The sequence below is a fragment of the Xanthomonas sp. SHU 199 genome, assembly GCF_000364665.1.
Classification (GTDB): domain Bacteria; phylum Pseudomonadota; class Gammaproteobacteria; order Xanthomonadales; family Xanthomonadaceae; genus Xanthomonas_A; species Xanthomonas_A sontii.
Window position 1 is genome coordinate 1 of sequence record NZ_AQOI01000475.1, and the last position, 5,405, is coordinate 5,405.

Annotated in this window: 5 protein-coding genes; 2 read left to right on the forward strand and 3 right to left on the reverse strand. The window is 72.1% G+C overall.

Annotated features, from left to right (window positions below):
- Positions 1-837 (reverse strand): carbohydrate kinase family protein (locus tag D183_RS0114955; protein ID WP_026144507.1); only part of this gene is annotated, 837 nt, incomplete at its 3' end.
- Between the two features lie 746 nt (positions 838-1,583).
- Between D183_RS0114955 and D183_RS0114960 the strand changes: the two genes are divergently transcribed.
- Entirely contained in the window at positions 1,584-2,216 is a 633-nt protein-coding gene (locus D183_RS0114960; RefSeq protein ID WP_017909716.1) for an NAD-dependent dehydratase, read from the forward strand.
- Positions 2,217-2,415: 199 nt separating this feature from the next.
- Here the strand turns inward: D183_RS0114960 and D183_RS0114965 are convergent, their stop codons facing one another.
- Complete coding sequence (locus D183_RS0114965) at positions 2,416-3,177, reverse strand: SDR family NAD(P)-dependent oxidoreductase (protein ID WP_017909717.1); 762 nt, start codon at positions 3,175-3,177, stop codon at positions 2,416-2,418.
- 165 nt (positions 3,178-3,342) lie between these two features.
- Between D183_RS0114965 and D183_RS0114970 the strand changes: the two genes are divergently transcribed.
- Positions 3,343-3,672 (forward strand): DUF6172 family protein, encoded by a 330-nt coding sequence (locus D183_RS0114970; protein ID WP_017909718.1) that lies wholly within the window; start codon positions 3,343-3,345, stop codon positions 3,670-3,672.
- A 323-nt stretch (positions 3,673-3,995) separates the two neighbouring features.
- On the opposite strand, the gene D183_RS0114975 is transcribed toward D183_RS0114970, so the two are convergent.
- Positions 3,996-5,282 carry a DEAD/DEAH box helicase gene (locus tag D183_RS0114975; protein ID WP_017909719.1) on the reverse strand — a complete coding sequence of 429 codons (1,287 nt, stop codon included), beginning with the start codon at positions 5,280-5,282 and terminating at the stop codon, positions 3,996-3,998.
- Between the last annotated feature and the right edge of the window lie 123 nt (positions 5,283-5,405).

A 5,405-nucleotide genomic window follows, 5' to 3' on the forward strand; every position in this document is an offset into this window, starting at 1 on the left:
CAGGCGCTCCAGCGCGGCCGGCTCGCTGCCCAGCGCGGCCAGCGCGGCCGGATCGGGCAACTGCTGCAGCAGCGCCGCCTGGAAGCTGTCGCCGGCGCCGACCGTATCGACCACCTGCACCACGCGGCCGGGCACGCGCGCTTCGCTGTCGCCGCGCCAGGCCACCGCGCCGTCGCCGCCCAGGGTCATCACCACCAGCGACGGCCCCTGCTGCAGCCAGCTGCGGGCGATGGCGAACGGATCCTGCTGCGGATACAGCAGCTCGATGTCCTCCTGGCTGACCTTGACCACGTGCGCCAGCGCGATCCAGCGCGCCAGCCGCGCGCGCCACACCGCCATGTCTGGCTCCACCGTCGGCCGCACGTTCGGGTCCAGCGAGATCAGCCGCTGCCCGCGCTCGCGCTCGGCCAGTGCCTGGAAGGTGCTGGCGGTGGTCTCGGCGACCAGGGTGTAGGAACCGAAATGCAGGCCGCCGACGCGCGCGTCCAGCGCCGGCAGGTCGGCCTCGGTCAGCGCGCGGTCGGCGCAGCCGGTGCCGTAGAAGGCGTAGTTGGGCACGCCGCCGGCGTCGAGCGCGACCATCACCAGGGTGGTGGCCTCGCGCTTGTCGATGCAGTAGTCCAGGGCCACGCCTTCGCCTTCGAGGGTGGCACGCAGCTGGCGGCCCAGCGGATCGGTGGACAGGCCGGTGAACAGCGCCGACGGCGCGCCCAGACGGGCCAGGCCGATCGCCACGTTGAACGGCGAACCGCCCTGGCGCGCGGTCATCGCGACCGAGGTGCCGGCGTAGCCGTCGATGAAGATGTCGTACAAGGCCTCTCCGCACACCACGAACATCGAACCGCTCCTCGTCAGGTTGCAGCGCGCCGGCCGGCGCGATGGGGCGGCTATTGTGGCGTACCTGCTGCGGCGCGGCGACCGTGTGTGGGGGGGCAGGCGGAGCGATTGCTGCCGTGTCGGGTGGATGCCTGGCTGGGGCCCGTACCCTCATCCGCCCCTGCGGGGCACCTTCTCCCGGTGGGAGAAGGGAAAAGCCAAAGCCCCTCTCCCCCCGGGAGAGGGGTTGGGGTGAGGGTACGAGCGCGCAGCGCCTCATGGATCCCGGAGGCGAGCGGCCGGCCCTGTGCTGGCGCTTGGTTGCATGCTGGCGTTTAGGAGCGATACCTGGCTGGCGCCCGAACCCTCATCCGCCCCTGCGGGGCACCTTCTCCCGGTGGGAGAAGGGAAAAGCCAAAGCCCCTCTCCCGTCGGGAGAGGGGTTGGGGTGAGGGTACGGGCGCGCAGCGCCTCATGGATCCTGGAGGCGAGCGGCCGGCCCTGTGCTGGCGCGCTTGGCTGCATGCGGGCGTTTAAGAGCGATGCCTGGCTGGCGCCCGTACCCTCATCCGCCCCTGCGGGGCACCTTCTCCCGGTGGGAGAAGGGAAAAGCCAAAGCCCCTCTCCCGTCGGGAGAGGGGTTGGGGTGAGGGTACGGTCGCGCAGCGCCTCATGGACCGCCTTCCAACGCACACCCCACCCACAACGCCTTGCCGCCGCCCCTGCGATAGTCGCCACCTCCCCCCGCCAGCCTCCAAGGACGCCCCATGAAAATCCTGCTCGCCGGCGCCACCGGCCTGGTCGGCGGCCACGCGCTGCGCCAGTTGCTGGCCGCCCCCGCCTGCAGCGCGGTGATCGCGCCGACCCGGCGCGCGCTGGCCATGATCCATCCCAAGCTGCACAACCCGGTGCTCGACTTCGACGCGCTGCCGGCACGGGCACCCTGGTGGCAGGTGCAGGCGGCGATCTGCGCGCTCGGCACCACGATGCGTCAGGCCGGCTCGCGCGCGGCGTTCCGCCGGGTCGATCACGACTATCCGCTGGCGATCGCGCACCTGCTGCGCCAGCACGGCACCGAGGCCTTCGCGCTGAACTCCGCGCTGGGCGCGAATCCGCAGTCATGGGCCTTCTACAACCGGGTCAAGGGCGAGTTGGAACACGACCTGCGCGCGCTCGGCTTTCCGTCGCTGACCCTGGTGCGGCCGGGCCTGATCGGCGGCGAGCGTGCGCAACGCCGCCGCGGCGAGCATGCCGCCAGCGTGGTGTTGCGTGCGCTCGGACCGCTGCTGCCGCGGCGCTACCGGATCAATCCGGCCGAACGCATCGCCGCGGCGCTGGTCGCGGCCGCACTGCAGCCGCGCCCGGGAGTGCAGATCGTCGATGCGGCGCAGTTGGTTTAGGAGCTGGGATTGGGGATTGGGGATTCGGGATTGGAGCGCGCGAGTGCATAGCATTGCGTGCGATGCACATTGAAGCCGCTTTGCGATGGGGCGGACGTTCGTGCGCGATGTAGGCGCCCGCATCTGCACCGCGAGCAGTCACGCAGTTCTTCGCCGCGGTGCCTCGTTTGCCTGGACCCGGCCGGGCGCGCGACCTTCCTCAGGCGCCCAGCGACTGCCCGCCGTCCACCGCCAGCACCTGGCCGGTGATCCAGCGTGCCTGCGGCGAGGCCAGGAAGAGTGCCGCGTTGGCGACATCGTCGATCGCGCCGAAGGCGCCGAACGGAATGCTCGCGCGGATCTGCCGGTACAGCTCGGGCTGCTGCTGGCGACGCTGCTCCCACAGGCCGCCGGGGAACTCGATGGAACCGGGCGCGATCGCATTGACCCGGATCCGCTCGCGCGCCAGCTGCGTCGCCAGGGTGGTCGTGTAGTAGTTCAGCGCCGCCTTCGCCGCCGAGTACGCCGGCACCCGCGGCGTCGGGCGCAGGCCGTTGATCGAGCTGATGTTGAGGATGCAGCCGCGACCACTGCCGCGCAGCTGTGGCAACGCGGCGCGGTTGCAGCGCACCGCGGCCATCAGGTCGATGTCGAAGCCGGCCTGCCAGCTCGCATCGTCGTCGCCATGGCCGTAGCCGGAGGCGTTGTTGATCATCACGTCGATGCCACCCAGTGCGTCCGCGGCCTGGGCCACCCAGGTCTGGATCTGCGCGGCGTCGGCCAGATCGCAGCACTGCGCCGCGACCGGGTGGCCGTGGCGCTGCAACTGCGCGGTGGCGTCGGCCAGCGGCGCGGGACTGCGCGCGCAGATCGCCACTGCGGCGCCATGGCGGGCGAAGGCATCGGCGATCGCCAGGCCGATCCCGCGGCTGGCGCCGGCGACGAGCACGCGGTATCCCGCGAAAGCGGACGGATCGGTCATCGGTGGCTCCTGCGTGCCGTGGGGCGTGCGCCGATTATCCGCGCAATCCGCAGCGCGTGGCCGCTTCTGGCACCATGGCGGCCGTCGTACGCGCCGTCCGTCGGTGCGCCCGCCGCGCCGTCGCCCTGCGATGACCGCCGCATTCCCTTTCCAGGATTTCCCGCAGTGAAGAAGACCTACCGGCTCCGCATCGAAGGCAAGCATCCCGACCGCCTGCTCGATGCCGCCAAGCACGACATCCGCAAGTACATCCGCCGCGAGCGCCGCAAGACCTTGCCGGCCGGTGCGGACTACTGGGATTTCGACACCCTGTTCGGCACCGAGGAAGCCACCGCCGCGGTGCTGCCGCCGGCCGAACTGCTGCGTGCGGTCGACGCGCTGGTCGCCGCCGGCGGCGAGCAGTTCTACGTGGAGATCCGCAGCCGCGCGTGCACGCGGCCGCCGCGGGCCAAGGGCGGCCAGGACGAAAGCGAGCACGATCCCTTCGAGGACTGAGCGCGATTCGGCGTGCCTGTCGCGCCGGGGGCGGCGCCGTGGCATCGACGTGCGACGCCAGGCCACTGCCCGCGCCCTTTGGCATCGCCGCAGCGCTTGCCGCGGTGCGGCAGGCCTTCCAGGCGTTTCTGGCCGGACGGCCGACTGTGGCACGCGTTGGCGCGGACGCTCCCGGCGTCCTTGGTCGGATCCGTCCGACAAGCCCGCGTCGCATGGCGACGCGGTCGTTCTGATGTTCTGGCCGGAAACGTGCCTGATCTCGGCACGCGTCTGTGTGGCGACGGATGCCGCAGTAAAGCGTGGTACAGCCCACGCGGCGCCGCTCAGCCGCTCGCGGGCGGCTCCCCGTCCTGCGCACGCGCCGCGCGCAGCCTGTCCTTCTTGCTCGGTCGCTTGCCCTTGATGCCGCCGGTGGAGGCGGCCGCCTCCGTGGCCGGCGCGGCGGCCGGGGTTGGCGCTTGCTTCGGCTCGAAACCGGGAATGCGTTCGCGCGGCACGCGCACGCCTTGCCGCTTTTCGATCAGGCGCAGATGCGCGGCACTGGCCGCGTCGACGAAGCTCAGCGCCTGGCCCTCGGCACCGGCGCGTGCGCTGCGGCCGATGCGATGGGTGTAGTCCGCGGTGGAACGCGGCAGGTCGTAGTTCACCACCACCGGCAGCGCGGCGATGTCGATGCCGCGCGCGGCCAGGTCGGTGGTCACCAGCACGCGCAGTTGCTGCTGGCGGAACGCATCCAGCGTGCGCTGACGCCGGCCCTGGGCGAGGTCGCCGTGCAGCGGTTGCGCGGCGATGCCGGCCTTGCTCAGTGCCGTGGCGACCTGCTCGGTGCTGCGCCGACTGGCGACGAACACCAGTGCGCGTGGCCATGCTTCCTGTTCCAGCAAATGCTGCAGCAACGCCAGGCGACGCCCGTCGTCGACCTCGATCGCGCGCTGGCGCAGCGTCGCCGGGATCGGGGCGGCGTCGGCGGCGTCGCCGATGCGTCGCGGCGCGCGCAGCAGGCGCGTGGCCAGCGCCGCGATCGGGGCTGGCAGGGTGGCCGAGAACAACAGGGTCTGCCGCGTCGGCGGCAGCAGTTGCAGCAGCCGCTCCAGTTCGGCGCCGAAGCCCAGGTCGAGCATGCGGTCGGCTTCGTCCAGCACCAGGTGCGCCACCGCGTCCAGTTGTAGCGCGCGCTGCGCCAGCAGGTCGAGCAGACGCCCGGGTGTGGCCACCACCACGTCGGCGCCGCCGCGCAGCGCCAGCATCTGCGGATTGATCGAGACGCCGCCGACCGCCACCACCACCCGCGGCCGCCGCGGCAATTCCAGGCCCAGCGCGACGAAGGTATCGGCGACCTGCACCGCCAGTTCGCGGGTCGGCACCAGCACCAGCACGCGGGTGGAGCGCGCCGGCCTGGCCGCCTGCGCGCAGGCCTGCAGCAACGGCAGCGCGAACGCCGCAGTCTTGCCAGAACCGGTCTGCGCCATGGCCAGCAGATCGTGGCCGGCGACGACGAGCGGTACGGCCTGCTGCTGGATCGGCGTGGGCGTCTGCCAGCCGACGCGCGCGAGCGCGGCGGCGAAGGCGGGATACAGCGCGGGCGACAGGCCGAGGGAGGCGAACGGCATCGGAGGCGGGCAGGGCGCGGGAGAGACCACACAGTATCGCCGACCCGGCGCAGGAGCGGCTTCCGTCGTGACGTTTTGGCGATCGCGCGTCGCGGCTGATCCCGAAAAGGGGACAAGAGCCGC

Bases quoted from the DNA above. Each gene is read 5' to 3' on its own strand.
- D183_RS0114960 (WP_017909716.1), top strand. From the start codon at position 1,584: ATGAAAATCCTGCTCGCCGGCGCCACCGGCCTGGTCGGCGGCCACGCG.
- D183_RS0114975 (WP_017909719.1), bottom strand. From the start codon at position 5,282: ATGCCGTTCGCCTCCCTCGGCCTGTCGCCCGCGCTGTATCCCGCCTTC.
- D183_RS0114965 (WP_017909717.1), bottom strand. From the start codon at position 3,177: ATGACCGATCCGTCCGCTTTCGCGGGATACCGCGTGCTCGTCGCCGGC.